This is a genomic window from Streptomyces sp. LX-29 (assembly GCF_029541745.1).
GTDB lineage: Bacteria > Actinomycetota > Actinomycetes > Streptomycetales > Streptomycetaceae > Streptomyces.
Map to the genome: position 1 here is coordinate 734,565 of NZ_CP089746.1, position 24,033 is coordinate 758,597.

25 protein-coding genes and 1 pseudogene are annotated in these 24,033 nt (G+C 73.2%); 15 read left to right on the top strand and 11 right to left on the bottom strand.

Going from position 1 to position 24,033, the window contains the following annotated elements:
* Positions 1 to 105: 105 nt before the first annotated feature.
* From LRS74_RS03270 to LRS74_RS03295, 6 genes and pseudogenes are all read right to left on the bottom strand, one after another.
* Positions 106 to 906: an urease accessory protein UreD gene (locus LRS74_RS03270; RefSeq protein WP_277739549.1), complete on the bottom strand. Its 801-nt coding sequence runs from the start codon at positions 904 to 906 to the stop codon at positions 106 to 108.
* Positions 903 to 1,595, bottom strand: a complete 693-nt coding sequence (gene ureG / locus LRS74_RS03275; protein ID WP_277739550.1) for an urease accessory protein UreG — start codon at positions 1,593 to 1,595, stop codon at positions 903 to 905. The genes LRS74_RS03270 and ureG overlap by 4 nt, the downstream gene beginning before the upstream one ends.
* A 49-nt stretch (positions 1,596 to 1,644) precedes the next feature.
* Positions 1,645 to 2,361 (bottom strand): urease accessory UreF family protein, encoded by a 717-nt coding sequence (locus LRS74_RS03280; RefSeq protein WP_277739551.1) that lies wholly within the window; start codon positions 2,359 to 2,361, stop codon positions 1,645 to 1,647.
* Between the two features lie 14 nt (positions 2,362 to 2,375).
* Positions 2,376 to 4,097, bottom strand: coding sequence for an urease subunit alpha (locus LRS74_RS03285; RefSeq protein ID WP_277739552.1), 1,722 nt, complete (start codon positions 4,095 to 4,097; stop codon positions 2,376 to 2,378).
* Positions 4,098 to 4,269: 172 nt separating this feature from the next.
* Positions 4,270 to 4,578 (bottom strand): annotated as a pseudogene (locus LRS74_RS33585) (urease subunit beta); the annotation flags it as partial.
* Positions 4,579 to 4,593: 15 nt separating this feature from the next.
* The gene (locus LRS74_RS03295) at positions 4,594 to 4,896 is read right to left on the bottom strand and encodes an urease subunit gamma (protein ID WP_144387079.1); all 303 of its coding nucleotides are present in this window, start codon (positions 4,894 to 4,896) and stop codon (positions 4,594 to 4,596) included.
* Between the two features lie 343 nt (positions 4,897 to 5,239).
* Here LRS74_RS03295 and LRS74_RS03300 point away from each other — a divergent pair, with 343 nt between their 5' ends.
* Positions 5,240 to 6,211, top strand: a complete 972-nt coding sequence (locus LRS74_RS03300; RefSeq protein ID WP_277739554.1) for a M28 family metallopeptidase — start codon at positions 5,240 to 5,242, stop codon at positions 6,209 to 6,211.
* A gap of 48 nt (positions 6,212 to 6,259) precedes the next feature.
* Here LRS74_RS03300 and LRS74_RS03305 read toward each other — a convergent pair whose 3' ends face one another.
* The gene (locus LRS74_RS03305; protein WP_277739555.1) at positions 6,260 to 6,559 is read right to left on the bottom strand and encodes a type II toxin-antitoxin system Phd/YefM family antitoxin; all 300 of its coding nucleotides are present in this window, start codon (positions 6,557 to 6,559) and stop codon (positions 6,260 to 6,262) included.
* A 70-nt stretch (positions 6,560 to 6,629) separates the two neighbouring features.
* Here LRS74_RS03305 and LRS74_RS03310 point away from each other — a divergent pair, with 70 nt between their 5' ends.
* The 4 genes from LRS74_RS03310 (at position 6,630) to LRS74_RS03325 (ending at position 10,024) form a co-directional block, all read left to right on the top strand.
* Entirely contained in the window at positions 6,630 to 7,289 is a 660-nt protein-coding gene (locus LRS74_RS03310) for an ATP-dependent Clp protease proteolytic subunit (protein ID WP_277739556.1), read from the top strand.
* A gap of 4 nt (positions 7,290 to 7,293) precedes the next feature.
* Positions 7,294 to 7,590: a hypothetical protein gene (locus LRS74_RS03315; protein WP_277739557.1), complete on the top strand. Its 297-nt coding sequence runs from the start codon at positions 7,294 to 7,296 to the stop codon at positions 7,588 to 7,590.
* A 516-nt stretch (positions 7,591 to 8,106) separates the two neighbouring features.
* Complete coding sequence (locus LRS74_RS03320) at positions 8,107 to 8,580, top strand: C40 family peptidase (protein WP_277739558.1); 474 nt, start codon at positions 8,107 to 8,109, stop codon at positions 8,578 to 8,580.
* Between the two features lie 238 nt (positions 8,581 to 8,818).
* Complete coding sequence (locus tag LRS74_RS03325; RefSeq protein ID WP_277739559.1) at positions 8,819 to 10,024, top strand: hypothetical protein; 1,206 nt, start codon at positions 8,819 to 8,821, stop codon at positions 10,022 to 10,024.
* Between the two features lie 128 nt (positions 10,025 to 10,152).
* Here the strand turns inward: LRS74_RS03325 and LRS74_RS03330 are convergent, their stop codons facing one another.
* Positions 10,153 to 10,581, bottom strand: coding sequence for an ATP-binding protein (locus LRS74_RS03330; protein ID WP_277739560.1), 429 nt, complete (start codon positions 10,579 to 10,581; stop codon positions 10,153 to 10,155).
* 298 nt (positions 10,582 to 10,879) lie between these two features.
* Between LRS74_RS03330 and LRS74_RS03335 the strand changes: the two genes are divergently transcribed.
* Complete coding sequence (locus tag LRS74_RS03335; RefSeq protein WP_277739561.1) at positions 10,880 to 11,749, top strand: helix-turn-helix transcriptional regulator; 870 nt, start codon at positions 10,880 to 10,882, stop codon at positions 11,747 to 11,749.
* A 9-nt stretch (positions 11,750 to 11,758) separates the two neighbouring features.
* Positions 11,759 to 12,082 (top strand): DUF397 domain-containing protein, encoded by a 324-nt coding sequence (locus LRS74_RS33590; RefSeq protein ID WP_347178090.1) that lies wholly within the window; start codon positions 11,759 to 11,761, stop codon positions 12,080 to 12,082.
* A gap of 6 nt (positions 12,083 to 12,088) precedes the next feature.
* Here LRS74_RS33590 and LRS74_RS03345 read toward each other — a convergent pair whose 3' ends face one another.
* Entirely contained in the window at positions 12,089 to 13,267 is a 1,179-nt protein-coding gene (locus LRS74_RS03345; RefSeq protein ID WP_277739562.1) for an 8-amino-7-oxononanoate synthase, read from the bottom strand.
* A 175-nt stretch (positions 13,268 to 13,442) separates the two neighbouring features.
* On the opposite strand from LRS74_RS03345, the gene bioB reads away from it, so the two are divergent.
* The 4 genes from bioB to LRS74_RS03365 all read left to right on the top strand — a co-directional run bounded on the left by bioB (position 13,443) and on the right by LRS74_RS03365 (position 17,539).
* Positions 13,443 to 14,672 (top strand): biotin synthase BioB, encoded by a 1,230-nt coding sequence (gene bioB, locus LRS74_RS03350; RefSeq protein ID WP_277739563.1) that lies wholly within the window; start codon positions 13,443 to 13,445, stop codon positions 14,670 to 14,672.
* On the top strand, positions 14,665 to 15,978 hold the full coding sequence (locus tag LRS74_RS03355; protein WP_277739564.1) for an adenosylmethionine--8-amino-7-oxononanoate transaminase: 1,314 nt from the start codon (positions 14,665 to 14,667) through the stop codon (positions 15,976 to 15,978). The genes bioB and LRS74_RS03355 overlap by 8 nt, the downstream gene beginning before the upstream one ends.
* Before the next feature lie 55 nt (positions 15,979 to 16,033).
* Entirely contained in the window at positions 16,034 to 16,747 is a 714-nt protein-coding gene (gene bioD / locus LRS74_RS03360) for a dethiobiotin synthase (protein ID WP_277739565.1), read from the top strand.
* Between the two features lie 123 nt (positions 16,748 to 16,870).
* Positions 16,871 to 17,539, top strand: a complete 669-nt coding sequence (locus tag LRS74_RS03365; RefSeq protein WP_277739566.1) for a class I SAM-dependent methyltransferase — start codon at positions 16,871 to 16,873, stop codon at positions 17,537 to 17,539.
* Between the two features lie 302 nt (positions 17,540 to 17,841).
* Here the strand turns inward: LRS74_RS03365 and LRS74_RS03370 are convergent, their stop codons facing one another.
* Both LRS74_RS03370 and LRS74_RS03375 read right to left on the bottom strand, forming a co-directional pair.
* A complete protein-coding gene (locus tag LRS74_RS03370; protein WP_144387065.1) occupies positions 17,842 to 18,213 on the bottom strand; it encodes a fic family toxin-antitoxin system, toxin component in 372 nt (123 codons plus the stop codon).
* Positions 18,210 to 18,437, bottom strand: a complete 228-nt coding sequence (locus tag LRS74_RS03375; protein WP_277739567.1) for an antitoxin — start codon at positions 18,435 to 18,437, stop codon at positions 18,210 to 18,212. Before LRS74_RS03375 ends, LRS74_RS03370 begins: the two co-directional genes overlap by 4 nt.
* 207 nt (positions 18,438 to 18,644) lie before the next feature.
* Here LRS74_RS03375 and LRS74_RS03380 point away from each other — a divergent pair, with 207 nt between their 5' ends.
* From LRS74_RS03380 to LRS74_RS03395, 4 genes are all read left to right on the top strand, one after another.
* The gene (locus LRS74_RS03380) at positions 18,645 to 19,565 is read left to right on the top strand and encodes an ABC transporter ATP-binding protein (protein WP_277739568.1); all 921 of its coding nucleotides are present in this window, start codon (positions 18,645 to 18,647) and stop codon (positions 19,563 to 19,565) included.
* An 8-nt stretch (positions 19,566 to 19,573) separates the two neighbouring features.
* On the top strand, positions 19,574 to 22,150 hold the full coding sequence (locus LRS74_RS03385; protein WP_277739569.1) for an FtsX-like permease family protein: 2,577 nt from the start codon (positions 19,574 to 19,576) through the stop codon (positions 22,148 to 22,150).
* A gap of 200 nt (positions 22,151 to 22,350) precedes the next feature.
* Complete coding sequence (locus LRS74_RS03390) at positions 22,351 to 23,259, top strand: LLM class F420-dependent oxidoreductase (protein WP_277739570.1); 909 nt, start codon at positions 22,351 to 22,353, stop codon at positions 23,257 to 23,259.
* A 199-nt stretch (positions 23,260 to 23,458) separates the two neighbouring features.
* A complete protein-coding gene (locus LRS74_RS03395) occupies positions 23,459 to 23,896 on the top strand; it encodes a GNAT family N-acetyltransferase (RefSeq protein ID WP_277739571.1) in 438 nt (145 codons plus the stop codon).
* Positions 23,897 to 24,033: the final 137 nt, after the last annotated feature.

The window sequence follows — 24,033 nt, forward strand, 5'->3', positions numbered from 1 at the left end:
GATTTCCCCCTCCATGGTGCGCCGCTCAAGGCGACGAAATCACGTGGTTGCACGAGGATCCTCGCGCCTCTGATATCCCTCAGTACAGGTCAAACAGGGATTTCTTTACCAAGCTGTGAGCTCGAACGCCTGGTTGAGCAGCCCGCGCAGCGCCAGCGCGTCCGGCGCGACCGCGGTGACCAGCAGCGCCGGCCCGGCCAGCGGGGTCACCACGGCGGTCTCCCCGAGCGGCACGACGGCGGGCGGCCGGTCCGCCAAGGCCGGGTCGACGACGAGCAATTGTCCCACGGCCCGGTGGCCGCCGAGCACCGCGCCGCCGTCCCAGCCGGGCACCCCGGGACCGTACCGCAGTTCCTGGTCGAGCAGGGGACGCCCCCCGTGGTGGACGGTCAGCCGGCTGGCCAGCCGCCCCGGTTCCTCGCCGGACCGGCCCAGCACCTGCTCCTCGCGGAGCACGAGACGGGCGGTGGGGGCGAGTTCGACCCGGGTGGTCAGCCGCAGGTCGCTGCCTCGCGCGGAGATCAGCGGTTCGGGGAGCCAACGTAGCGCAGCGCCGTCGCCCACGGACAGCCGGGTGTCGTAGCCGGCGGGGTCGGGGCACCGGCCGGGCAGCGCGATCGTGGCCGCGGTGGTGGTGAAGCGCAGCGCGGCGCCGGGCTCGACGGTCGCGGCGAGCTCCAGCCGGTCACCGCCCAGCGGCGCGCTCATGGCCCCGACCAGGCTCACCCGGGCCTCGCGTCCCCGGGCACCGGTCCGCCGGAGCGCGAACGGCGCCTGGCCGGCCAGCGTCGGCAGCCGGGTGCCGCCGCGTCCGTCGGGCGCGGCGACCACCCGGGCGGCGGCCCGCACGCCCGGCCCGGCCGTGCTCCCGAGCGGGGTGGAGGCCCCGGGCGCGAGGGTCGTCACGCGGCGGCCGCCCAGTCGGCCAGCCGCTCGCGGACCCAGTCCGCGATCGGCTTGACGCCGTCCTCGGCGACCAGCGAGGTGAAGGCCACCGGAAGGGGGCCGCGCTGGTCCCGCGCGTCGCGGGCCATCCGCTCCAGGTCGGAGCCGACGTACGGAGCCAGATCGGTCTTGTTGACCACGAGCAGGTCGGCGGTGGTGACGCCGGGTCCGCCCTTGCGGGGGATGTCGTCGCCGCCCGCGACGTCGATGACGAAGATCTGGGCGTCCACGAGCCCCTTGGAGAAGGTGGCGGTGAGGTTGTCGCCGCCGGACTCGACCAGCACGAGGTCGAGCGGGCCGACGGCGTCCTCCAGCTCCTCCACCGCCTCGAGGTTGGCCGAGATGTCGTCGCGGATGGCCGTGTGCGGGCAGGCTCCGGTCTCCACCGCCGTGATGCGCTCCGGCGGCAGCACCGCGTTGCGCAGCAGGAACTCCGCGTCCTCGCGGGTGTAGATGTCGTTGGTGACCACCGCGATCCGGAGTTCGTCGCGCAGCGCGCGGCAGAGCGCGGCGACGGTGGCGGTCTTGCCGGAGCCCACGGGGCCGCCCAGGCCCACCCGCAGCGCGCGCCGGCTGCCGTCCTGCCGCCGCGGGTCGGCGGCGCTGTAGGTGTGCCGGTGGGGATAGGTCTCGGCGTGGTCGAGATGCATGACGGCTCCAGGGTGGGGGTGTCACGGCCGGCGGCGCGCCGGCCGCGGGTCATGAGGCGAAGAGGCGTACGGGCCAGGTGGCGTGCCACTCGGCGGCGATGTCCAGCAGCGGGGCGGAGGCGGCGGGCAGCGCGCCGGTGCCCTCGTGCCGGGCCCGCTCGGCGGCTTCCGCCGCCCGCGCGGCGACGTCGTCCAGGTCGCCGGCGAGCCGGGCGAGGACCGCGGTGGCGTCGAACGGGTCCAGGCTCAGCAGCCGTACGACGGCGGTGGCCGGCCCGCTGACCGACTCGTACCCCGCCGCGTGGGCGGCGTCGGTCGGGTCCAGGCCCGCCGCCCGCGCGGCGAGCCCGAGCACCACGGGCTGGTGGGCTCCGCGCGGGCGGGCGGCGAGCAGGGCGTCCAGCTCCGGGGACGGCCAGGCCGCCCGTACCGCACGCGCCATCTGTCGGCCCAGCCGTCGCGCGGTCGCCCGCAGCGCGGGGCTGGGGGTGCGCGCGTCGGCGGCGTCGTCCAGCAGCAGCGGGTCGAGCCCGGCGGCGGCCGCGGCGGCCAGCCCGGCCGCGGTCAGCCCGGCGGTGTGCAGCCGGCCCCGGCAGAACACCTCCAGGCTCGCCGGGTCGTGGACGCGGCCCGCTCGGACCGCCGCCTCGGCGCCGCCGGAGTGCGCGTGGCCGCCGGCCGGGAAGCGGCCGTCCGCCAGCACCAGCAGCGCGGCGCGGCGCTGCGCCGCCGTGGGACGGCCGGCGGCCTCGGGTGGGGTGCTCATCGATGGCCGGCCGGTCAGAACAGGAAGTAGCGCTGGGCCAGGGGCAGTTCCGTGGCGGGTGCGGATTCGACCGGGTCGCCGTCGATGGTGACCGTGAAGGAGTCGGGGTCCACCGCGACGTGCGGCAGGGCATCGTTCTCCCGCATGTCCGCCTTGGTGACGCCGCGCGTGGAGCGGATGGCCACGAAGCGTTTGCCGAGGCCCAGTCGCTCCACCAGCCCGTCGTCAAGCGCGCCCTGGGTCACGAAGTTGACGGAGTTGCTCGCCGGGGCGCGGCCGACGGCGCCGAACATCGGGCGGGACAGCACCGGTTGCGGGGTGGGGATGGACGCGTTGGCGTCGCCCATCTGCGCGTAGGCGATCTGCCCGCCCTTGATGACCAGCCGCGGCTTGACACCGAAGAAGGCCGGGTCCCACAGCACCAGGTCGGCGAGCTTGCCGGGTTCGACGGAGCCGATCTCGTCGTCGAGCCCCTGGGCCACGGCCGGGTTGATGGTGTACTTGGCGACATAGCGCCGCGCCCGGCGGTTGTCGGCGGCGCCGTCACCGGGCAGCGCGCCGCGCCGCCGCTTCATGGCGTGCGCGGTCTGCCAGGTGCGCAGCACGACCTCGCCGATCCGCCCCATCGCCTGGGAGTCGGAGGAGATGATCGAGATCGCGCCCAGGTCGTGCAGCACGTCCTCGGCGGCGATGGTGCTCGGGCGGATCCTCGACTCGGCGAAAGCGAGGTCCTCGGGGACGGCGGGGTTGAGGTGGTGACAGACCATCAGCATGTCGAGGTGCTCCTCGACGGTGTTGACGGTGTGCGGCCGGGTGGGGTTGGTGGAGCTGGGCAGCACATGGGGCAGCGAGACCACGGTGATGATGTCCGGCGCGTGCCCGCCGCCGGCTCCCTCGGTGTGGTACGCGTGGAGGGTGCGCCCGGCGACGGCGGCGAGGGTGTCGCCGACGAAGCCCGCCTCGTTGAGCGTGTCGGTGTGGATGGCCAGCTGTGCCCCGCTCTCCTCGCACACCGTCAGACAGGCGTCGATGACGGCCGGGGTGGCGCCCCAGTCCTCGTGGATCTTGAAGCCGAGGGCACCGCCGCGCAGCTGGGCGTGCATCGACTCCCGCGACACGGTGTTGCCCTTGCCGAGCAGTCCGACGTTGACCGGGTACGCCTCCATCGCCTCGAACATCCGGGCGAGGTGCCAGGCGCCGGGGGTGATGGTGGTGGCCTTGCTGCCCTCGGCGGGTCCGGTGCCGCCGCCGACGAGGGTGGTGATGCCCGCCGCCAGCGCCTCCTCGGCCAGCTGGGGGCAGATGAAGTGCACATGGGCGTCGATGGCGCCGGCGGTGAGGATGCTGCCGTTGCCCGCGATGACCTCGGTCTCGGGTCCGATGACGAGGTCGGGGTGGACGCCGTCCATGGTGTCGGGGTTGCCGGCCTTCCCGAGGGCGGTGATCCGGCCGTCGCGCAGCCCGACGTCGGCCTTGACGATCCCCCAGTGGTCCAGCACCACGACGCCGGTGATCACGGTGTCCGGGGCACCGTCGGCGCGGCCGGCCCGGGACTGGCCCATCGACTCGCGGATCACCTTGCCGCCCCCGAAGACCGCCTCGTCCCCGGCCCGGCCGGGTCCGCCGCAGCGGTCCTCCTCGATCTCGACGAACAGGTCGGTGTCGGCCAGTCGGACGCGGTCGCCGACCGTCGGGCCGAAGAGGTCCGCGTAGGCGGCACGGCTGAGCTCAGTCATGGTCCACCGCCGCCGTGTCCGTGTTCGTGTCCGCCGCCGGCTCCGACTCCGCCGCGGCGTCCATGTCCGCCGCCGTGTCCGTGTCCGTGTTCGTGTCCGCCGCCGGCTCCGGACCCGCCGCCCTGTCCGCGCGTACGCCGGCCGCCGAAGCGCCCTCCGCGGGCGCGCCGGGGCCGTCGAGGGGGCCCGCGGTCTCGCCGCGCAGGCCGGGCACCACGCGGAGGCCCGCCAGCGGCACGAGTTCGACCTCGACCGGGATGCCCGGCTCGAAGCGCACCGCGGTCCCGGCCGCGATGTGCAACCGTCTGCCGTGGGCCGCGGCGCGGTCGAAGGCGAGCCCGGGGTTGGCCTCGGCGAAGTGGTAGTGGGAGCCGACCTGCACCGGTCGGTCGGCCGCGTTGAGCACGGTGAGGCGGGTGACGGGCCGACCCTCGTTCAGCCGCACCGGCTCCTCGGCGTAGTGGATCTCTCCGGGGATCATCGGGGTGTCCCTCCGTCAGGCGATCGGCTCGTGGACCGTCACGAGCTTGGTGCCATCCGGGAAGGTGGCCTCGACCTGCACGTCGTGGATCATCTCGGGTATGCCCTCCATGACCTCGTCGCGGGTGAGCACCTTGCGTCCGGAGTCCATCAACTCGGCCACCGTACGCCCGTCGCGGGCACCCTCCAGGATGTGCGAGGTGATGAGCGCGACCGCCTCCGGGTGGTTGAGCCGTACGCCACGGGCGCGCCGTTTCTCGGCCACGTCGGCCGCCACGTGGACGAGCAACCGCTCCTGTTCGTGCCTGGTCAACTGCACGCGCCCCACCTCACCTGTCCGCCGCGTACGCCCTTTCAGGCAGGCTAGTTGGGCGGCGTTTCGGGGGCGTTAACGCGATCTCCGCTGATGGTCAAGCAGTCGTATACAAGGACACATGTTCTCCCCAAGGGTCTCCCCGGTCCCGGATTCCGCTCGCCCTTCATGACCGTCACCGAGGGAGATCTCGCAGGTAGATGACGGTTCCGCCATCCGCCGTCTCCGGTTGCCGGGGCCACCCGTCCGGTATTCGCTCTTGACGAGTGGCGAACAACCGTAAATCCTCATGTCCGCATCAATATCGCTCCGCACCAACCCCCCCCCACGATCACTACGGAGCCCATCTGTGTTTCGCATACCTTCCTGGCGCCACGCCACGCTCGCCGCGGGCACCTGCACCGCGCTGACCGCCCTGGTGATGGGCGGCGCATGGGGCGCCCAGGCGACCACCTCCGACACGGCCGCCCCGCGCGCCCGGGCCGCCGCCCCGGACATCGACGTCGCCGCGGTCCAGGCGCACCTGAGCGAGCTTCAGACCGTCGCCGACAACAACGGCGGCAACCGCGCCCACGGCCGCCCCGGCTACAAGGCCTCCGTGGACCTGCTGAAGTCCCGACTGGACGCGGCCGGATTCACCACGACCGTGCAGGAGTTCGACCACTCCGGGGCCAAGGGCTACAACCTGATCGCCGACTGGCCCGGCGGCGGCGTCGACCAGGTCGTGATGGCCGGCGCCCATCTCGACTCGGTGCGCGGCGGGGCCGGCATCAACGACAACGGCTCCGGCTCCGCCGCCCTCTGGGAGGTGGCGCTGGCCGTCGCCAAGGCCGACCTCAAGCCCACCAAGCACCTGCGCTTCGCCTGGTGGGGTGCCGAGGAGGACGGGATGATCGGCTCGACGCACTACGTCGAGAACCTGAACCGCACGGACCTCGGCAAGCTCGACGCCTACCTCAACTTCGACATGGTGGGCTCGCCCAACCCCGGCTACTTCGTCTACGACGACGATCCGGAGCTGGAGCGGACCTTCACCGACTGGTACCAGACCAAGAACATCGTCACGGAGCCGGAGACCGAGGGCGACGGCCGCTCCGACCACGCCCCGTTCAAGGACGCGGGGGTGCGCGTCGGCGGCGTCTTCAGCGGCGCCGAGGCGGAGAAGAGCGCCGCGCAGGCGAAGAAGTGGGGCGGCAAGGCGGGCGAGTCCTTCGACCCCTGCTACCACTCGTCCTGCGACGGCAAGGCGAACATCGACGCCACCGCGCTGGACACCAACAGCGACGCCATCGCGCACGCCATCTGGAAGCTCAGCTCCTGAGCCCGCGGGGGCCGGGCCGCGACGGCCCGGCCCCGCCGGCCACCCCTTTCACACGTCCCGGCCCGAACGCCCCTCGGCGTTCGGGCCGCGGTGTTCCGCGGCGATGCCGAAGCGCCGCCGTTCGCGGGGAGCGGACGACGTCGGACGCACGGCCGAGACGGTGCTGATCACCTGCTCCTCCGGCTCAGCCGCCTCTCCCTCGAGTCGTTGCAGGTCAGCGGCGGACACCAGAGCCACGAGGGGGCGCCCGTGGCGCGTCACCACCACCCGCTCACCGCCGTAGACGACGCGATTGATCAGTTCCGCGAGCTCTGCCCGGGCTTGCGTCACCGAAATCTCGTAGGCCATGCTCGCCATCATACCGGCCCGTACGTCCTGTACATTTTTTACAGACGGCCTCCCGGCCACGGAGGCCCGTATGAGAGGTGCCGCAGCCATGGACCATCCCACCCCGACCGCGCGCCACGTCCTGCCCGAGCTCACCGAACGCACCGGCACGGGCGTCCGCACCCTGGACCCCTACTCCAAGCTCCTCTCGGAGCGCATCGTCTTCATCGGCACCCCCATCGACGACACCTGCGCCAACGACGTGATCGCGCAACTGATGCACCTGGAGTACGCCGCCCCCGACCGGGACATCTCGCTCTACATCAACTCCCCCGGCGGCTCGTTCAGCGCGATGACGGCGATCTACGACGCCATGCACTTCGTCTCCTGCGACATCGAGACGGTCTGCCTGGGCCAGGCCGCCTCGGCCGCCTCGGTGCTGCTGGCCGCCGGCACGCCGGGCAAGCGGCTGACACTGCCCCACGCCCGGATCCTCATCCACCAGCCGGCGCTCGCCGAGCCGGCGCGGGGCACGACCTCGGACCTGGTCCTCCAGGCGGCGGAGCTGCTGCGCACCCGGGAGACGCTGGAGGAGATGCTGGCGCGGCACACCGGGCAGGACCCGGCCCGGGTCCAAGCGGACCTCGATCGCGACACGATCTTCGACGCGCCCGCGGCGGTGACGTACGGCCTGGTGGACCAGATCACCGCCAGCCGCAAGCCCCCCACCCCGCCGACCCGGGGGCGGTGAGCCCGTGATCCCCGAGCTGCCCCCGCTGCCCGCGCTGACCCGCGCGGAGGCGGACCTGATCGACCACTATCTGGGCGCGGTGGACCTCCTGGGCCGGATCAATCCGGCGCGCGGCGACCGCACCTACGCGGCGTTGCGCGCGGCGCAGGCCCTGGCCACCAGGTCCGCGGCGCTGAGGGACGCACTGACCCTGATGCATCAGCGCGGCGAAGACCGACTGCACGCGCACACCCTGGCGCGCGCCCTGCGGGTGCTGGACGGCGAACGGCGCACGGGTCGGGTGACCGTCCCGCCGGAGTGATCACTCTGCGACCGCCCCGCGCTCCGCCGCGCCGGGCGGCGACCTCCGGCCCCGTTGAGCCGTTCGGGGGACACCCGACTACGCCGCCACGGGGCGGGAGAGTTGCGCATGGTGCGTACTCGCGAGCCGGAAGATGACACTCCGCCGCTGGTACGGGCATCCGCACGGCAACCCGGATCCCAGCCAAGAGCCCTGTGTCCACCCGAATGGCCCATACGTGATGAGGCTCACATAACACCGTTTCATCTCGGTATCGGCGGCGGTCGTGCGTGACGATCCCTGGGACGACAAGCCCCCGCCGCCGCGGCGGGGCGGTCCGGGCGGACGCCGAGTCCCGCCGCCGCACCGGGCGTCTGGTCGACACCGTGGATCGGCGGGAGTGGAGGACCCAGGCACATCGGGGCGGCCCGCCGCAGGGCCCGCCCCTTGGGGTGAAGCCGCCGTGGCGGCCGGGCATCTTCGCCTGCCCGAACCCGACAGGACTCCCCTCACAGGCGGCTGACGAAGGGCTGCGCCATGAACGCGCGCAAACGTGTCCCCGCTCTCCTCTCCCGTGCCCGCACCGCCTCGGCCCTCGCCATCGCCACCGTCGGCGGCAGCGTGCTCGTACCCGGGTTCACCGGTGAGGCCGAGGCGCGCAGCGCCTCCGCACGAGCGCTGCAGATCGCCGCCTCGAAGAAGGGTTCGCCGTACCAGTACGGGGCCGCCGGGCCGTACCGGTTCGACTGTTCCGGACTGACCCACTACTCCTTCGGGAAGGTCGGCAAGCGGCTGCCGCGCACCGCGGCCGGGCAGTACAACCACACCCGCCATGTGCGCGCCGCCTCCCGGCAACCCGGCGACCTGGTCTTCTTCCACTCCGGCGGGCGCGTCTACCACGTGGGCATCTACGCGGGCACGGGCCGCGTCTGGCACTCCCCCAAGTCCGGCGAGGTGGTCCGCAAGGAGAGGATCTGGACTCGCAGCGTCCTCTACGGGCGGGTGCGCTGACCCTCACCCTCACCCGTCGACGGACCCTGAGGGCAACGAGTTCTGCGTCGAGCGCGGCGTGTCCGAGCTCGGGCCGGACGAGTCCTGACCTCAGGAGCGGGGGCCCGGCGCCGCGGCCCGGGGAGCGGGCCCCGGCCGCCGTGTCCGGGCGGCGGGGCGGGAGTTCGGCGATGGCCTGCCGTGGCCCGCCGTCGACGGCATCATGGTGTGCGACGGGACACCGCTGGGGGCCTCTTAGATGAGCGAACAGTTCCAGTCCGACCGGACCTACGACAATGTGTACTTCGTCTTCATCGACACCGCCGGATACTCCTCGATAGTGCTCGCCAACCCGCGGGACCAGGCGGCCCGCGCCTTCGACCTGCTGCGGGAGCGGGTGCGGTCGCGGATGGCCCAACTGGCCGCGCAGTACCGGTGCAGCCGCAGCGACCTGTGGTCGTGGCGGGGCGACGGCGGGTTCTTCGCGATCCATGACGAGAGCGAGAGCGTCGCGCGCGACGTGGCGCTGGAGACGGCGCGAACCCTGCTGACCCTGGATCTGCCGCATCTGCGGGACGAATTCGCCCAGACCGGCGTCCGCGGTGAGCTGCATCTGCGGATGGCCGTGCACAAGGGCACCATCCAGCACACCGGGGAGGGGAAGACCGGGGCCATCCACTCCCCGGACATCAATCTGGCGGCGCATCTGGAGAAGGCGACCCCGCGCGACTGCCTGGCGGTCTCCGAGGACGTCTACCGCACGGCGGGGCCGTTCGCCGAGCTGTTCGAGGCGGTCGGCAGGCACGAGGGCAAGCTGGTCTATCTGCTGTCCGCCGACGGCGGCGCCGGCGGGGCCCGCAAGGCGTGGCTGGCCACCCGGGGGCTCACCGACAGCACGGTGGTGCACGCCTATCCGGAGCGCCCCAGCTCGTGGGAGAAGGCCAGGCTGCTGGACGCGGCGACGACGGAGGTGCTCGACATGGGCACCGCGCTGCGCGCCTCGTCCAGTCGGCTGGTCACCACCGAGCGCCCGGCCCACTTCCGCGACGCCGTGCTGGGGTTCCTACGCCGGGGCGGCGTCTACCGCTGCTTCCTGCTGGACCCGGTCTCGGACACCGCGACCACGCTGGCGCGTCAGCACCGGGAGGACATGACACGGAAGATCAAGGACTCGTTGGAGCGGTTCGGCCGTTTCAAGGAGCGCTACGGCACGGAGGCGGAGCGGCTGGAGGTCTACCAGACCGACGCCTTCCCCGGCTTCTCCGCGCTCGCGGTCGACATGGACGACCGCAACGGGCTGATCCTCTACTCCGCGTATCTGACGGGGACCAGCCCCTACGGGGTGATCGAGCGCGGCGACATGCCGCACTACCTGATCAGCCCGGCCGCCGGCCGGGTCTTCCAACGCATCCGCGAACTGGCGCAGGTACGCGGCACGGAGGGCAATGTGCAGCGGGTGCTGTGACCCGCGAGCCGCGGCGCCCGGCCCCGGACCGGCGGGTGACGCGCGAGGCCCGGCGGGTGACACGCCAGCCCCGGCGGGTGACGCGCGAGGCCGGCTGTACGACCCGCGACGCCCGCTGCTGAACGGTTTCAGCGCACCGACGCGGTCCACGGCATCGCGATCCACACGGTCTTGCCGCCCTCCGGAGTCGGGGTGACGAAGAGACTGCCACCGGACTCCGCGGTGAGACATCGGATGATGACCATGCCCCGGCCGTTGTCCTGCTGGACGGCGGCCGGCATGCGCTTGGGCCATCGGGGGTGGCTGTCGGTGACGCCGATGCGCAGCCGCTCGTCCCGATCGAGGCGGACGTCGACGGTGAAGACCGGCGACTGGCCCGAGGTGTGCTGGACGGCGTTGGTCGCGAGCTCGGAGACGATCAGCCGCACCGTTTCGGCGGCTTCCGCGCTCGCGGGCAGACCCCATTCGGTCAGCACGCTCGTCACGTATTTTCGGGCCTCGGCGACCGAGGCGGGGGAGCTCGGCAGAGTGACGGATGCTTCCTGGTGGTCAGCCATGGCGACCTGTCCCTTTCCCACCGGGGCCGGTCCACGCCACGTCGCGCGTCCCACGGGCGACGTCGGAAAAGCCGAGACCGGCCTCGGACGGCTCTATTCGTCAGAGTGCCACCGATGCCGCCGCGTCGTAGGCGATCCACCAAGATATGCATATATCTGTCGCTCGAAGCGGTGAACTCTACGACGGAAGAGCGTATTTACCCGCCACACTGACCCATCGGCTTCGACGCGGTCCCGGTGGGGCGGCGGCGAGGCCGTCGGAGGGTCGGGAGCGGACGGTCGAGTCGGAGGGAGTCGCATGCGATACGGTCCCGCGGTGCGCCGGAGGAAGCTCGGCGCCGAGCTTCGCCGACTGCGCGATCTGGCCGGACTGACGAGCGGTGAGGCCGCGCACCGCGTGGGGTGGCACCAGTCGAAGATCAGCCGCCTGGAGACCGGGCACAGCGGGGCGAAGTCGGCCGATGTGGTGCGGCTGCTGGATGTCTACGGCGTGGCCGACCCCGAGCTGCGGGCACTGCTGGAGGCGCTGTGCGGCGGGGGCGCCGAGGACCCGGAGGGCTCACGGCGGGGCTGGTGGTACGCGTACCGGGACCTGCTGCCGCCCGCGTACCGCGACTTCATCAGCCTGGAGGCGGAGGCGGCACGGGCCCGCTCCCTGGAGACGACGGTGGTGCCGGGGCTGTTGCAGACCGCGGGCTATGCGCGAGCCGTCACCCGCGCGGCGCTCCCGGAGCTGCCCGCCTCCCAGGTGGAGGCGCTGGTGGAGGTGCGGATCGCGCGCCAGTCGGTGCTGCGTGGCGCCCGACCGCTACGGCTGCACGTGGTGCTGGACGAGGCGGTGTTGCGGCGCGCGGTGGGCGGCAGGGAGGTGATGGCGGGGCAGCTGCGGCACCTTCTGACGATGGGGGAACTGGGGCAGGTGCGCCTTCAGGTGCTGCCGTTCTCCCGGGGGATGCCGATCGGCATCACCGGTCCTTTCATCATCTTCTCTTTTCCGCGTATTTCTGACCTGGATGTGGTTGTTCTCGACCACTTGACGAGTAGCCTCTACTTGGAGCGGAAAGAAGACCTCCGGATGTACGCCAGCGCATTCGAGACGCTGTGCGCGAACGCCCTGCCTTATGAGGACTCGTTGCATTTCATCGCCGCCATCGGCGAAGGAGCGTGAGGGGACACCATGACCACCCTGTCCCGGTCCAGTACTTCCCGCCTGCCGTTCGCCAGCCGGCCGTCCATGAGTTCGGCGGCCCGGCGTTCGACCCTTGAATGTTCCATCGTGAATCACCGGTCCGAAAGTCCGGTCCCGGGCGCCGCGCAATGGCGGCGCAGCAGTTACAGCGTCGGAATGAACAACTGCGTCGAGACGACCGTCACCGTCACCGGTCGGCTCGCCGTTCGGGATTCCAAACGCGCCGCGGGTCCCATGCTCGAATTCTCGCCATCCGCCTGGTCCACCTTCCTCACCGGACTGCGCAAGCCGGCGGGTACCGCGGCGCGCTGAGCACCCTCAGCCGACCGGCGCGTGGGCCGCGACCACCGCGACGGCCTCGGCCACCTGCGCGTCCGTCAGGTCCGCGCGCGCCGTCAGCCGCAGCCGGGAGATGCCGTCCGGCACCGACGGCGGGCGGAAACACCCGACCACCAGCCCCGCCGTCCGGCAGTCGGCCGCCCAGCGCACCGCCTGCTCGGGCCCCGGCGCGCGGACCGAGACCACCGAGGCGTCCGGTCTGACCGCGGCGAGACCCGCCGCGGTCAGGCCCTGGTGCAGCGCCGCCGCCACGGCGCGGGCGCGGGCCGCGCGCTCCGGCTCGCGGCGGAGCAGCCGCAGGCTCGCCAGGGCCGCGCCGGCGGCCGCCGGGTTGAGCCCGGTGTCGAAGATGAACGTACGGGCGGCGTTGACCAGGTGCTCGATGACCCGGGCCGGCCCGAGGACCGCACCGCCCTGACTGCCCAGCGACTTGGACAGGGTGACGGTGGCGACCACGTCCGGCACGCCGGCCAGTCCGGCCGCGTGCAGGGCGCCGCGCCCGCCCTCACCCAGCACGCCGAGGCCGTGCGCGTCGTCCACCAGCAGCGCCGCTCCCCCGCCTCGGCAGGCGTCGGCGAGGTCGGCCAGCGGGGCGGCGTCGCCGTCGACGGAGAACACCGAGTCGGTGACGACCAGCGCCGTGCCGTCGTGTCCGGCCAGCACCTTGCGGACGGCCTCGGGGTCGGCGTGCGGAGCGACCTCGGTGCGGGCGCGGGCGAGCCGGCAGCCGTCGATGAGCGAGGCGTGGTTGCCCGCATCGGAGACGATGAGCGCGCCGGGCCCGTCGGGTGCGGCCACCGCCGGTCCGCTCAGCGCCGTGACGGCGGCCAGGTTGGCGGCGTAGCCGGAGGACAGCACCAGCGCCGCCTCGAAGCCGCAGAAGGCGGCGAGTTCCGCCTCCAGCTCCGCGTGCAGTTCGGTGGAGCCGGTGACCAGCCGGGAGCCGGTCGATCCGGCGCCCCAGCGGCCGGCCGCCGCGGCGGCGGCCGCGGTGACCTCCGGATGGCGGGCGAGCCCGAGGTAGTCGTTGCTCGCCAGGTCCAGCAGCGGGGAGTCGGCCGGGCGGGGGCGCACCGCACGGACCAGCCCCGCGCGGTGGCGGCGCTCTCGCTCCGCGTCGAGCCAGCCGAACGGGTCCGGGTGAGGGTGCTGGGGCATCGGCCGTCCTTCGCCTTCCGTGCGACGCGGGCCAAGGGCCGCTGTTGTATGCAGTCCATAGAACGTAGCGGTGACGGCGCGTGGGCAGGGTGTGGCAATACACACACCTCGAACGGGCTGAGTTGTGCGATGTCTACCTTGGCCGTAGGCGGTGCCGTAGGACAGGATCATCGCCATGGACCTGCTGAACACCCTGGTGGACAAGGGACTGCGGCGCGAGTCGCCGACCCGCGAAGAGGCACTCGCCGTCCTGGCGACGTCCGACGACGACCTGCTCGACGTGGTGGCGGCGGCCGGCAAGGTGCGCCGCGCCTGGTTCGGGCGTCGGGTGAAGCTCAACTATCTGGTGAACCTCAAGTCCGGGCTGTGCCCCGAGGACTGCTCGTACTGCTCCCAGCGGCTCGGCTCCAAGGCCGAGATCCTCAAGTACACCTGGCTCAAGGCCGACGAGGCGGCGGCCGCGGCGAAGGCGGGGGTCGCCGGGGGCGCCAAGCGGGTGTGCCTGGTGGCGAGCGGACGCGGTCCGACCGACCGGGACGTGGAGCGGGTCTCGAAGACCATCGCCGCCATCAAGGAGGAGAACGAGGAGATCGAGGTCTGCGCCTGTCTCGGCCTGCTGTCCGAGGGACAGGCGGAGCGGCTGCGCGACGCGGGTGCGGACGCGTACAACCACAACCTCAACACCTCAGAGGCGACATACGGGGACATCACCACCACCCACACCTACGCGGACCGCGTCTCCACGGTGCAGCAGGCCCAGGCCGCGGGCATGTCGGCCTGCTCCGGGCTGATCGCGGGCATGGGCGAGACGGACGAGGACCTGGTCGACGTGGTCTTCTCGCTGCGCGAGCTGGACCCGGACTCGGTGCCGGTGAACTTCCTCATCCCCTTCGAGGGCACCCCGCTGGCCAAGGAGTGGAACCTCACCCCGCAGCGCTGCCTGCGCATCCTGGCCATGGTGCGGTTCGTCTGCCCGGATGTGGAGGTGCGGCTGGCCGGCGGGCGCGAGGTCCATCTGCGGTCGATGCAGCCGCTGGCGCTCCACCTGGCCAACTCGATCTTCCTCGGCGACTACCTCACCAGCGAGGGCCAGGCCGGCAAGGACGACCTGGCGATGATCGCTGACGCCGGCTTCGAGGTGGAGGGCGCCGACACCACCACGCTGCCCGCGCACCGCGCCGACGCGCTCGCGGCCGCCGCGGGCGGCTGCGGCTCGCACGCCGGAGGCGGCTGCGGAAGCCACGAGTCGAGCGGCTGCGGCGGGCACGAGGAGACCGGCGGCTGTGGGCCGTGCGGCGGCGGTGCGGATGTGGCACCGTCCCAGGCCGACCCGGGTCAGGCCCGTACGGACCTGGTCGCCGTCCGCCGCCGCGGCGCCGGCACGGACCTGGCGCCCAATGCCTGAGCCGCTCACCGCGAGCGAGTTGCTCGCCCTGGACCGGCAGCACGTCTGGCACCCCTACGGCCCGATGCCGGGACGTCAGGACCCGCTGATCGTGGAGTCCGCGGCCGGCGTCCGGCTGCGGCTCGCCGAACCGGTGGAGGGCCACCACGAGCTCGTCGACGGGATGTCCTCGTGGTGGTCGGCCCTGCACGGCTACAACCACCCGGTGCTCAACGAGGCGGCGCGCGGCCAGCTGGACAAGATGAGCCATGTGATGTTCGGCGGGCTCACCCATGAGCCCGCCGTCCGGCTCGCCACCCGACTGGTGGAGATCACCCCCGAGCCGCTGCGGCACGTCTTCCTGTCCGACTCCGGCTCGGTGTCGGTGGAGGTCGGGCTGAAGATGTGCCTCCAGTACTGGCGCTCGCTGGGCCGGCCGGGCAAGCAGCGCATGCTGACCTGGCGCGCCGGCTACCACGGCGACACCTGGCAGCCGATGGCGCTGTGCGACCCGGACGGCGGCATGCACGACCTGTGGTCCGGGGCGCTGCCCCGGCACATCTTCGCGGACGCGCCGCCGACCGGCTTCGACGCCGAGCCCGACCCGGCCTACGTGGCGCATCTGCGGGAACTGATAGCCCGACACGCCGACGAGCTGGCCGCGGTGATCGTGGAGCCGGTGGTGCAGAACGCCGGCGGCATGCGCTTCCACTCCCCCGGCTATCTGCGGGCGCTGCGCGCGGCGTGCGACGAGCACGACGTGCTGCTGGTGTTCGACGAGATCGCCACCGGCTTCGGGCGCACCGGCGCGCTCTTCGCCGCGGACCACGCCGGGGTCTCCCCCGACGTGATGTGCCTGGGCAAGGCGCTCACCGGCGGGTATCTGACCATGGCGGCCACGCTGTGCACCGAGCGGGTGGCGGAGGGGATCTCGCGGGGCGAGGTGCCCGTGCTGGCCCACGGGCCGACCTTCATGGGCAACCCGCTGGCCGCCGCGGTGGCCAACGCCTCCCTCGACCTGCTGCTGTCCCAGGACTGGGCCGGCGAGGTCAAGCGCATCGAGGCCGGACTGCGGGACGGGCTGGCCCCGGCGCTGGAGCTGCCCGGAGTCCGGGACGTACGGGTGTTGGGCGCCATCGGCGTCGTGCAGCTGGACCGGCCCCTCGACACGGCGACCATGGCGGCGGCGTCGCGAGCGGCCTTCCGCGAGGGCGTGTGGCTGCGGCCGTTCCGCGATCTGCTCTACACGATGCCGCCGTTCGTCACCGACGACGAGGATCTGGCGCGGATCTGCACGGCGGTGCGCGCGGCGGCCGCGGCGGCCTGACGACGCACCGCGGTCGGCGGACGAGAGCCACGGAAGAAAAGGGCGAAGAAGAGACATGTCGATACTGGTCGTCACGGGGACGAACACCGAGGTCGGCAAGACCGTGGTGACCGCGGCGCTGGCCGCGGCGGCGCTGGCGCGGGGCCGCTCGGTGGCCGTGCTCAAGCCCGCTCAGACCGGGGTCGCCGAGGGCGAGCCGGGCGACGTGGCCGAGGTGGCGCGGCTCGCCGGCCCGGTCACCGGCCGGGAGCTGGCCCGGTTCCCGGAGCCGCTGGCACCGAACACGGCGGCCCGGCGGGCCGGGCTGGCCCCGGTGCGGCCCCACGAGGTGGAGCGCGCGGCGCGGGAGCTCGCCGCCGACCACGACCTGGTGCTGGTCGAGGGCGCGGGCGGGCTGCTGGTGCGGATGGACGACGCCGGCGCCACGCTCGCGGACGTGGCCGGGCTGCTGGACGCGCCGGTGCTGGTCGTCGCCCAGGCGGGGCTGGGCACGCTCAACATCGCCGAGCTGACGGCGGAGGCGCTCAGGTCGCGCGGGCTCACCTGCCACGGCCTGGTCATCGGCAGCTGGCCGGACTCCCCCGGCCTGGCCGACCGCTGCAACCTCGCCGACTTCCCCAAGGTCACCGGCGCCCCGCTGCTGGGCGCGCTCCCCGAGGGCGCCGGCGCGCTGTCGCCCGCCGACTTCCGCGCCGCCGCGAGCGGTTGGCTGGCCCCGGAGCTGGCCGGCACCTGGGACGCGGCACGGTTCGCGGCCGACCATCGCTGAGCCGGGCCCAGGGGCGGCGGCGCGTCACCCCTTGGGGGCAGAAGGGGCCACGCCGCCAGGGCTCAACCACCCGCCACGGGGGCACAATCGCGGTAACCGCAGCCGTCGGGAAGGGGTACCGCGATGCCCGTGCTCAGCCGCAAGCCCCCGCGTGACGCCGTCCACCATCCGCTCTTCGCCCGCTGCTACGCGAGAGTCGGCGCGCTCGCGGACCGGCGCGCCGGGGTCGCCGAGGTGCGGCGGGAGCTGCTGGCGGGACTGTCCGGGCGGGTGATCGAGATCGGCGCCGGCTCCGGGCTGAACTTCCCGCACTACCCCGGCACGGTCTCCGAGGTGGTCGCCATCGAGCCCGAGCGGCATCTGCGACAACTGGCCGTCCAGGCCGGGGTGCGGGCCCAGGTGCCGGTGGACGTGGTGCCGGGCACGGCGGAGGCGCTGCCGGTCAAGAGCGAGGCGTTCGACGCCGCCGTCGTCTCACTGGTGCTGTGCTCCGTCCGGGATCCCGGGCGCGCCCTCGCCGAGCTGCTGCGGGTGCTGCGCCCCGGCGGCGAGCTGCGCTTCTTCGAACACGGACGGGCGGAGGGCCGGGCGCTGGCACTGACCCAGCGCGCCCTGGACCGTACGGTGTGGCCGCTGCTGTTCGGCGGCTGCCACACGGCGCGGGAGCCGCTGGCGCTCATCGAGGCGGCCGGCTTCGAGGTGACCGACCACCGACGGCTGCGGGTCCCGCCGGGCCGGGTGACGCTGCCCTCGTCCCCGTGCGTGCTCGGGGTGGCGCATCGGTCCGGATGACCATAGCGGTCGGGACGACCACGACGGCCCGGAGATCACGTCGCTCCGGACGACGCCGGCGGCCCGGACGACCATGACGCTCACCGCGACCACCTCGCTCCGGACCACCACGTCGGCCCGGCCGGGCGACGCGCCGCGGAGGAGGGCGCCGCCTGAGCGGATCTGGTGAATACGGCTGCGGTTCGGCAGCGCCCTGAAGGGGCGCGGGGCCGTGACGTGTGCGGCTCCGCCGCGCGGGCGCGACCAGCCACAACGGGCCCGCAGGCGAACGACGGCCCGTTACGACACTTCCCGCAGAGCGCTCAGCGGCTCCAGGAGCGCAGTTCGGCCGCGATCAGCCGCACGTCGACCGCGCCGTCCCGGACCAGCCGGGCGAGGTCGCGGACGCGTTCGGGGGTGGCGGTGACCCGCACCCCGCTGGCGACGAGGTAGCCGTAGGCGACGGCGCAGGCGAAGAGCGCGTTGGACCGCTCCAGGGCGGGCACCAGCAGCAGGAGTTGCAGCAGCGCGGCGGCGCGGGTCTGGGGGTCGCCGTAGATGGGCGTGCCGAAGATCTCGGCCTCGTGCCGACTCACGGCGGCGACGAGGGCGCCGTAGTCCGTGACCGCGGGGTCGCCGGGGGTGTGGCGCTCCGCGATCATGAGTAGCCAGGCGAGGTCGATCCGCAGGTTCAAGGGCGGTCGTCGCCCTGCCGCCCGAACTCCTCCGCGAACACCGTGCGGTACTGCTCCATGAAGTCGGCGGCGGCCTCCACGAAGGTCTGTCCCGCCTCGCCGGCGTCCTTGCGGACCAGTTCTTCGATGTAGCGGTTCACGCTCACGCCGCGCTGGAGCGCGCGCTCCCGCGCGGCCTCCGCGGTGGCCTCGTCCACCCGGACGTTCAGCTGCGTCTTCCCCATGCCTCGAAGCTAGCGCCGAAGCGCTAGCACCGGCAAGGGCCAGCCGGCGCCGGCGGTTCACCCGTATGCCCTCGCTGGGCGTCGCCCGCGCAGGCGCGCCGGCTCCGCGCGGGCGCCGTCGTCGATGGACGGCGCACAACGGTGGCCGGTCGGGCGTACCCGCGCCTAGTCTCGGCACATACACGCTCATCGACACGGGGAGGCGTGGTGTCCACAGCGGAGGAGGGCAGGACGCGTCGGTCGGGCACCGCCGCCCGCGCCGCGGCCCTGACCAAGGCGTACGGCAGCGGCGAGACGGCCGTGGTGGCGCTGGACGCGGTGGACGTGGAGATCGCGCGAGGCCGGTTCACGGCGGTGATGGGCCCCTCCGGCTCGGGCAAGTCCACGCTGATGCACTGCCTGGCGGGGCTGGACACGGTCTCCTCGGGCCGGGTCTGGCTGGGCGACACCGAGATCACCGGGCTGAACGACCGGGAGCTGACGCGGCTGCGCCGGGACCGGGTGGGCTTCGTCTTCCAGGCGTTCAACCTGCTGCCCACCCTCACCGCGGCCGAGAACATCACGCTGCCGATGGACATCGCGGGCCGCAGGCCCGATCCGCGCTGGCTGGACAAGGTCATCGACACCCTCGGGCTGCGGGACCGGCTGGGGCACCGGCCCAGCCAGCTCTCCGGCGGCCAGCAGCAGCGCGTCGCCTGCGCCCGCGCGCTCGCCTCCCGCCCCGAGCTGATCTTCGCGGACGAGCCCACCGGCAACCTCGACTCGCGCTCCGGCCTCGATGTGCTGCGCTTCCTGCGGGAGGCGGTGGACGAGCTGGGCCAGACCGTGGTCATGGTGACCCACGACCCGAGCGCCGCGGCCCATGCGGACCTGGTGCTCTTCCTCGGCGACGGCCGCATCGTGGATCAGATGCCGAACCCGACGGCCGAGGCCGTGCTGGAGCGCCTGCGGCTGTTCACCGGTCGCTACGCGCCGGCGGACGCCACCCCGAGCGGCTCGGCGCCCGGCACCGGTCCCGGGCCGTACGACGCCGACGCCGCGCCGTATGACGCCGACCCCGGCGCGTCCCCCGGCGACGCCCGCCGCGGCGCGCTCGACCCCGACCTCGACCCCGACGGCAGAGGCTGAGCGTCGCCATGCTCCGGGCCACGCTGCGCGGCTTCATCGCCCACAAGGGCCGGCTGCTGCTGTCGGCGCTGGCGGTGCTGCTGTCGGTGGCCTTCGTCACCGGAAGCCTGATCTTCTCCGACACCGTCAACCGCACCTTCGACCGACTGTTCGCCTCGACCTCCTCGGACGTGTCGATCGAGCCGAGGTCGGAGTTCGCGGAGAACGAGGGCTACGGCACCGGTCGGATCGCCACCCTCCCGGCCTCGCTGGTGGACCGCGTGGCGAAGGTGGACGGCGTCGCCAAGGCCCATATCGATGTGACCGCCGAGCGGATCACCGTCGTCGACCGCCGCAACCGGGAGATCGGCGCCCATGCCAACGCACCCACGCTCGCCAGCGACTGGTACCCCACCGACCGCAGCCCGGTGCGGCTGACCGAGGGGCACGCCCCGCACGGCGACGGGCAGGCGCTGATCGACGCGGACACCGCCGAGCGCACCGGGCTGGGGATCGGCGACCGGCTCCGGGTCCTCGCCGGCCCCGGCGCCTTTCCGGTGCGGATCGTGGGCATCGCCACGTTCACCGGCACCAACCCCGGCGCGGCGCTGGTCTTCCTGGACCCGCGGACGGCGCAGCCCAGGCTGCTGGGCAGCGCGGACGCCGCCACCTCCATCGAGACCCAAGCGGCCCCCGGCGTCTCGGACGAGGAGCTCAAGCGGAGGATCGCCGAGGCCCTCGGCGACGGGGACCGGTACGACCTGCGGACCGGCGCCGAGCAGGCGCAGTCCGACGCGGAGCGGTTCGGCCGGTTCCTGGACATCGTCAAGTACGTGATGCTGGGCTTCGCCGGGGTGGCCGTGCTGGTGGGCACCTTCCTGATCGTCAACACCTTCTCGATGCTGATCGCGCAGCGCACCAGGGAGCTGGGCCTGCTGCGGGCGCTCGGCGCCGATCGCCGCCAGGTGCGCCGGTCGGTGCTGACCGAGGCGCTGCTGCTCGGGGTGGTCGGCGCCACGCTGGGGCTGGGGGCCGGGATCGGGCTGGCGATCGCGCTGATCCGGCTGCTGGGGCTGCTGGGGATGAACCTGGACGCGGCGGACCCGGCGATCCGCTGGAGCACTCCGGTGATCGCGTATGCGGTGGGCCTCGGGGTGACCTTCGTGGCCGCGTATCTGCCGTCGCGGCGCGCCGCGCGGGTCTCGCCGATGGCGGCGCTGGCCGATGTGGAGGTCGCGGGGGTGGGCCGGCCGCTGCGCGTTCGCGCGGTGGCCGGGCTGCTGGCCGGGGTGGCGGGCGGGGCGGCGCTGGGGGCTTGCATGGCCAGTGGGCGGACCCAGAGCGCGGCCGCGCTGCTGGGCGCCGGCGTGGCACTGACCCTGGTCGCGATGGTGATCGCCGGCCCGCTGCTGGTCCGGCCGCTGGTACGGGTGCTGGGCGGCGTCTTCCCGCGGCTGTACGGCCCGGTGGGGCGGCTGAGCCAGCGCAACGCGCTGCGCAATCCGCGACGCACCGGCGCGACGGCCGCCGCGCTGATGGTGGGATTGGCGCTGGTCACCGGACTGGCGGTGGCGGGCACCTCGATGAATCGTTCCTTCGACCAGCAGATCGACAAGACGCTGGGGGCCGACCTGGTGGCGCAGAGCACCACCTTCGGCCCGTTCCCGCAGGAGGTCACCGACCGGGCGCGCACCACGCCGGGCATCGGCACGTTCGTGCGCCAGCGCTATGTCCCGCTCAAGCTCGCCCTGCCGGACGGGGAGAGCGTCACCACCACCGGCGTCGCCTTCGACCGGGGGTTCGACGAGGTGGTCTCGCTCGACTACGCCGCGGGGAACACCGCGTCGGCCATGGGGCCCGGCCGGATCGGCATGGAACACAAGTTCGCGCGGGACCACGGGATCGAGGTGGGCGACCGGATCCGGGCCGCGTTCAGCGACCGCCGCACCGTCACGCTCACGGTCGGCGCGCTGGCCGCGTCGGAGTCGGGCAACGGCTTCGGCGCCGAGGGCGGCATCGTGATGGGCCTGGCCACGGCCGCGAAGTACCTGCCCGGCAGCCAGGACTCGGGGCTGTACGTCAACGCCGCCCCCGGGACCGACGTCGAGCGGCTGCGGAACGACCTGGAGCGGAGGCTGGAGCCCTTCCCCCAGATGAAGGTCCGCAACCAGGCGGACTACAAGGAGCTGATCCACGATCGGATCGCGGTGCTGCTCTACCTCGTCTACGCGCTGCTGGGCCTGGCGATCATCATCGCGGTGCTGGGCGTGGTCAACACGCTCGCTCTCTCGGTGATCGAGCGCACCCGGGAGATCGGGCTGCTCCGCGCGATCGGTCTTTCCCGACTCCAGACGCGCCGGATGATCCGGCTGGAGTCGGTGATCATCGCGGTCTTCGGCGCGGTGCTGGGGTTGGGCCTCGGACTGGCCTGGGGTGTGGTGATGCAGCACGTGCTCGCCCTGGAGGGCATGAAAGCTCTGGCCATCCCCTGGCCGACGGTGGTCGCCGTGCTCATCGGCTCGATCGTCATCGGCCTGGTCGCGGCGCTGCTCCCGGCGCTGCGCGCATCCCGTATGAACATGCTCTCCGCCATCGCCCACGAGTGACGGACCACACGTCCGGCGGAGCGGGACGGCCGGGGGACTCCGGGTACGGAATCCGGGTACGGAATCCGGGTACGGAATCCGACGCGGGCCTCGCGTACGGCTCGAACGGCTGGTGATTGGCCGGTTTGACGCGGAAACCGGAGTCCAACTCCGCTACGTTCGCGAGAGCGATGACCATGGCCCGGACCCAAGGAGGACGCATGTTACGGCCGTTCCGCTTCGGAGTCATCATGATCAGCCCGGCGCCGCGCGCGGCCTGGCGCGAGAAGTGCCGCCGGGCCGAGCGGCTCGGGTACGACGTGCTGCTGGTCCCCGACCACCTGGGCATGCCCGCGCCGTTTCCCGCCCTGGTCGCCGCGGGCGAGGCGACGGAACGGCCCCGCCTGGGCACCTTCGTGCTCAACGCGGGGTTCTGGAACCCGGCGCTTCTGGCCCGCGAGGTAGCCGACACGGACGCCCTCACCGACGGGCGGCTGGAGCTCGGACTGGGCACCGGGTACGTCAAGGCCGAGCACGACACCGCCGGACTGCCCTTCGGCTCCCCGCGCGAGCGCGTGGACCATCTGGAGCACGTCGTCACCGAGGTGGACCGGCTGCTGCGCGACCCCGAACACCAGCCGCGCCACGCCCAGACCCCGCGCCCACCGCTGGCCCTCGGCGGCAACGGCGACCGGCTGCTGCGGCTGGCCGCGCGCCACGCCGACGTCGTCGCCTTCACCGGAGCAGAGCAGGCGCCCGGCGAGCCCGCCGGCACCCTCCGCCTGGCCAGCGCGCACACGCTCCAGGCGCGCGTGGCGGCCTACCACCGCTTCGCCTCCGAGGTCGGCCGCACCACGCCGGCCGAGCTGAACTATCTGGTGCAGATGGTCGAGATCACCGACGACCGCCGCGCCGCGGTGCGCTCCTACGCCCCGCCCGGACCGACGCTCGTGCCCGTGCTCACCGAGGACGAGCTGCTGGACCACCCCGCGGTGCTGGTCGGCAGCGTCAAGGAGATGGCCGAGCAACTGCGCGCCCACCGCGAGCGGTACGGCTTCTCTTACTTCGTGGTGCTGGACCCCTTCATGGAGCCCTTCGCCGAGGTGATCGAGGAGCTGCGCGGGGAGTGAACCGGAGCGGCGACGCCGGCCCGCCGGGGCGCGCCCCGGGCCGCTGGGCGGACGCGGACCGTGGGCGCAGACACGGACCGCGGACACGGGCGCACGCGCGGATCGTCTCCTCGCCCCGGGCCGCGGCGCGCGCGGGCCGTCCCGTCGGGGCCCGGTTATCCCGTCGACCGCGCGTCGTGCGCGGTGGTGGGATGACACCGTGAACGAGCTACGGATACGGGCGGCGGTGCGCGCGGACCTCGACGACGTCCTCGCCTTCTGGAAGCGGGCGGCCGAGGGCACGAGCATCAGCGACGACCGGGACGGGGTCGCCCGGCTCCTGGCCCGCGACCCCGGCTCGCTGCTGCTGGCGCTGCGCGGCGAGGAACTGACCGGGACGGTCATCGCCGGTTTCGACGGCTGGCGCTGCCACCTCTACCGGCTCGCCGTCTCCCCCGACCACCGGCGGCAGGGAGTGGCCTCCGCGCTGCTCAGGGCGGCCGAGGAGCGTTTCGTCGCACTGGGCGGGCGGCGCGGGGACGCGATGGTGCTGGACCGTAACGAGACGGCACGGCACGCCTGGCGCGCGGCGGGGTACGAGCCCGAGCCGCAGTGGAGCCGCTGGGTCAAGCCCCTGCCGACCCGACCGGAGGCGTGATCACCCTCCGACGGCGCTATTTTGCCGATCCTTTACCATAGGGAGTTCACGCGGCCACCGGGCCGACGTGGTGGGCGCGGCGAGAGCCGCCGCGCCGAGTGTGGTGAAAGGTGTGAGCGTCCGCCCATGGGCGAGCC

Bases quoted from the DNA above. Each gene is read 5' to 3' on its own strand.
- LRS74_RS03385 (WP_277739569.1), top strand. From the start codon at position 19,574: ATGCTCCGGGCCACGCTGCGCGGCTTCATCGCCCACAAGGGCCGGCTG.
- LRS74_RS03375 (WP_277739567.1), bottom strand. From the start codon at position 18,437: ATGGGGAAGACGCAGCTGAACGTCCGGGTGGACGAGGCCACCGCGGAG.
- LRS74_RS03280 (WP_277739551.1), bottom strand. From the start codon at position 2,361: ATGAGCACCCCACCCGAGGCCGCCGGCCGTCCCACGGCGGCGCAGCGC.
- LRS74_RS03390 (WP_277739570.1), top strand. From the start codon at position 22,351: ATGTTACGGCCGTTCCGCTTCGGAGTCATCATGATCAGCCCGGCGCCG.
- LRS74_RS03355 (WP_277739564.1), top strand. From the start codon at position 14,665: ATGCCTGAGCCGCTCACCGCGAGCGAGTTGCTCGCCCTGGACCGGCAG.
- LRS74_RS03285 (WP_277739552.1), bottom strand. From the start codon at position 4,097: ATGACTGAGCTCAGCCGTGCCGCCTACGCGGACCTCTTCGGCCCGACG.
- LRS74_RS03310 (WP_277739556.1), top strand. From the start codon at position 6,630: ATGAGAGGTGCCGCAGCCATGGACCATCCCACCCCGACCGCGCGCCAC.
- LRS74_RS03345 (WP_277739562.1), bottom strand. From the start codon at position 13,267: ATGCCCCAGCACCCTCACCCGGACCCGTTCGGCTGGCTCGACGCGGAG.
- LRS74_RS03330 (WP_277739560.1), bottom strand. From the start codon at position 10,581: ATGGCTGACCACCAGGAAGCATCCGTCACTCTGCCGAGCTCCCCCGCC.
- bioD (WP_277739565.1), top strand. From the start codon at position 16,034: ATGTCGATACTGGTCGTCACGGGGACGAACACCGAGGTCGGCAAGACC.
- ureG (WP_277739550.1), bottom strand. From the start codon at position 1,595: ATGCATCTCGACCACGCCGAGACCTATCCCCACCGGCACACCTACAGC.
- bioB (WP_277739563.1), top strand. From the start codon at position 13,443: ATGGACCTGCTGAACACCCTGGTGGACAAGGGACTGCGGCGCGAGTCG.
- LRS74_RS33590 (WP_347178090.1), top strand. From the start codon at position 11,759: ATGACCACCCTGTCCCGGTCCAGTACTTCCCGCCTGCCGTTCGCCAGC.
- LRS74_RS03320 (WP_277739558.1), top strand. From the start codon at position 8,107: ATGAACGCGCGCAAACGTGTCCCCGCTCTCCTCTCCCGTGCCCGCACC.
- LRS74_RS03305 (WP_277739555.1), bottom strand. From the start codon at position 6,559: ATGGCCTACGAGATTTCGGTGACGCAAGCCCGGGCAGAGCTCGCGGAA.
- LRS74_RS03325 (WP_277739559.1), top strand. From the start codon at position 8,819: ATGAGCGAACAGTTCCAGTCCGACCGGACCTACGACAATGTGTACTTC.
- LRS74_RS03365 (WP_277739566.1), top strand. From the start codon at position 16,871: ATGCCCGTGCTCAGCCGCAAGCCCCCGCGTGACGCCGTCCACCATCCG.
- LRS74_RS03335 (WP_277739561.1), top strand. From the start codon at position 10,880: ATGCGATACGGTCCCGCGGTGCGCCGGAGGAAGCTCGGCGCCGAGCTT.